The organism is Cysteiniphilum halobium (assembly GCF_003574425.1).
Classification (GTDB): domain Bacteria; phylum Pseudomonadota; class Gammaproteobacteria; order Francisellales; family Francisellaceae; genus Caedibacter; species Caedibacter halobius.
In genome coordinates this window covers 1-2,832 of sequence record NZ_QLIU01000091.1, presented here as the reverse complement: position 1 = coordinate 2,832, position 2,832 = coordinate 1, and the positions used below count along the sequence as shown (strand labels likewise).

The window sequence follows — 2,832 nt, the reverse complement described above, 5'->3', positions numbered from 1 at the left end:
TTTTCTTCGTGTACAGAGCATCATTATCTACATCAACACTAAAACTGCCATTGCCATTATCAGTAAGCACAATGCCTGATGGCACGTTTAAATTCGTGCCATTATTATCAGTCAACGTGACAATTGAACCATCATCCGTAATTACTGCCTCGCTATCTGCAGTTAAGTTCAATACGGAATTATTACTTGTAGTTGCCGTAACATCGCCATTAGCAGCAATGCTGATATCCGTATCATTCGCCACTGAGCTAATGTCAGCAACTCCCTGACCATCGCCATTAACAGTTAATACACTGCCATTATCTGTGATCACCGCACCTGCATTTGCTTGTGTGGTTACCTCAGCACCTCCGGCTGTCATCGTGGTCAATGTACCATTGCCATTATTCACAAGCGTTACATCTTTCGGAATAACAGCATCAACGGTACCATCATTATCAACATCAACATTAAAGTTGCCATTACCATTATCGGCAATTGCACTGCCTGATGGCACGCTTAAATTTGTATCATCATTGTCCGTTAAAGTGACCACTGATCCGTTATCCGTAATTACCGCCTCGCTATCTGCGGTTAAGTTCAATACGGAATTATGAGTTGTAGTTGCCGTAACATCGCCATTGGCAGCAATACTGACATCAGTATCATTCGCCACTGAGCTAATGTCAGCAACCCCCTGACCATCACCATTAACAGTTAATATACTGCCGTTATCAGTGATCACCGTACCTGCATTTGCTTGCGTGATGACCTCAGCACCTCCAGCTGTCGTTGTCGTCAATGTGCCATTGCCATTATTAACGACAGTTGCACTTTGTGGAATGATTGCATCAACAGTACCATCATTATCAACATCAATATTGAAGCTACCATTGCCATTATCAGTAAGTACACTGCCTGATGGCACGCTTAAATTCGTGCCATTATTGTCCGTTAAAGTGACCACTGATCCGTTATCCGTAATTACTGCCTCGCTATCTGCAGTTAAGTTCAATACGGAGTTATTACTTGTAGTTGCCGTAACATCGCCATTAGCAGCAATACTGACATCCGTATTATTTGGCACTGAAGTAATATCAGCAACCCCCTGACCATCACCATTAACAGTTAATACACTGCCGTTATCAGTGATCACCGTACCTGCATTTGCTTGCGTGATGACCTCAGCACCACCAGCTGTCGTTGTCGTCAATGTGCCATTGCCATTATTAACGACAGTTGCACTTTGTGGAATGATTGCATCAACAGTACCATCATTATCAACATCAATATTGAAGCTACCATTGCCATTATCAGTAAGCACACTGCCTGATGGCACGCTTAAATTCGTGCCATTATTGTCAGTAATGGTTGTCGTGGTACCATTGTCATTAATTATCGTATTGGTATTATCATGACTTGTAACTATTGTTGCAGAAGGTGTTGTTGTCGTGATACTTCCATTGTCATTATCCACAATCACTGAACCACTGGGTGCTGTAACATCATTCACACCATCACTTTCCATATCGACTACGACGTGGGTACCATCATCACTAATTAATGCAATATCACCATAAACAAGCGTTAACTCACTGCTACTATTTGTCGTTATAGTAAAAGTACTACCATTGGCATTATCTATACCATTTGAATTTGCTGGCGCCCAAGCATCTATTTGACCGTTATTATCTGCATCTATAGCAGTTTTTCCATCAAAGGTAATATTATTCGCAGCGATAGCTGTAACCGTATTCACATCAATTTCTTGATCACCCACAGCAATGCTATAACTTGGCGCATTATTGCTACCATCATGCACAAATACAACTTCACCATCTAGCAACTGCTGCTGAGTAAATTCTGTCACGGCAACACTAGGATTACTCACCAGCTCAAACTGTCCTGATTGCACATTACTTAATTTAATGTCCACATCAATAGCATCACTATCTATATCGGTAATGTCGATCATGCTACTATCAACTGTTACTGTCTGGCCAATATTAACACTCATGCTTGCTTTAATGATAACTGGAGCATCATTAATAGGGTTCAGCGTAATATCAATACTCTGGCTATCACTTAAGATACCACCACTGCCTGATTGCTCTTGATCATTTACAACGACAACTAAACTATCTGTTTGATCATAATCTTCATCACCTTGATAACTTAAACCATCTAAAGCCGCATTGACATCTTCTAAACTGCCAGAGAAAGTCATTGCCAAAGTGCCATTTGCACCAGCACTTATAGTCAGACCAGTGGTTTGCGCAAGCGTTAACTGACCATGACTCACACTTAAACTCACCTCAGTGTTTGTAGCTTCAACATCACTAACACTGATGGCATTATTGTTGGCTGTACTGAAGATTAAAACGGCCTCCTCATCAACAGATTGTGCAACCGGTTTGCTAATCACAGGTGCGTCATTTACAGGATCAATGCTAATATCAATCGTCTGACTATCACTTAATACTCCGCCTGCTCCTGTTTGACCTAAGTCATTAATGTCGATACTCAAAGTATCTGACCCATTATAATTCTCATTACCTTGGTAACTTAATCCATTAAGTGCCGCATTTATAGTCATTCCAAAATATTTCCATACTGCTTAATCAATTCTTCTAAGGCTGTATATTCTCCATATATCATTTTCTTTTTCATAATTGCAAAATCTTGCTCAATGGGATTAAAATCAGGTGAGTATGGCGGTAGAAATAATGCTTGATGACCATGTTTTTTTAAAATCTCCCGTATGCTGTCTTTTTTATGAAATGCCGCATTATCCATAATAACCGTTGACCCTGGTTTGAGCTCTTTTACTAAACTATGCTCAAGCCATTGATT

The 2,832-nt window shown here is 40.4% G+C and carries 2 protein-coding genes; both read right to left on the bottom strand.

Features of this window, described 5'->3' with window-relative positions; genetic code table 11:
- Nucleotides 1-2,575: beta strand repeat-containing protein (locus DNK85_RS11005; RefSeq protein ID WP_162896702.1), on the bottom strand; the 2,575-nt coding region annotated here is incomplete at its 3' end.
- A partial coding sequence (locus DNK85_RS11000) for a transposase (RefSeq protein ID WP_208123176.1) occupies nucleotides 2,572-2,832 on the bottom strand: 261 nt, incomplete at its 5' end. The genes DNK85_RS11000 and DNK85_RS11005, both read right to left, overlap by 4 nt.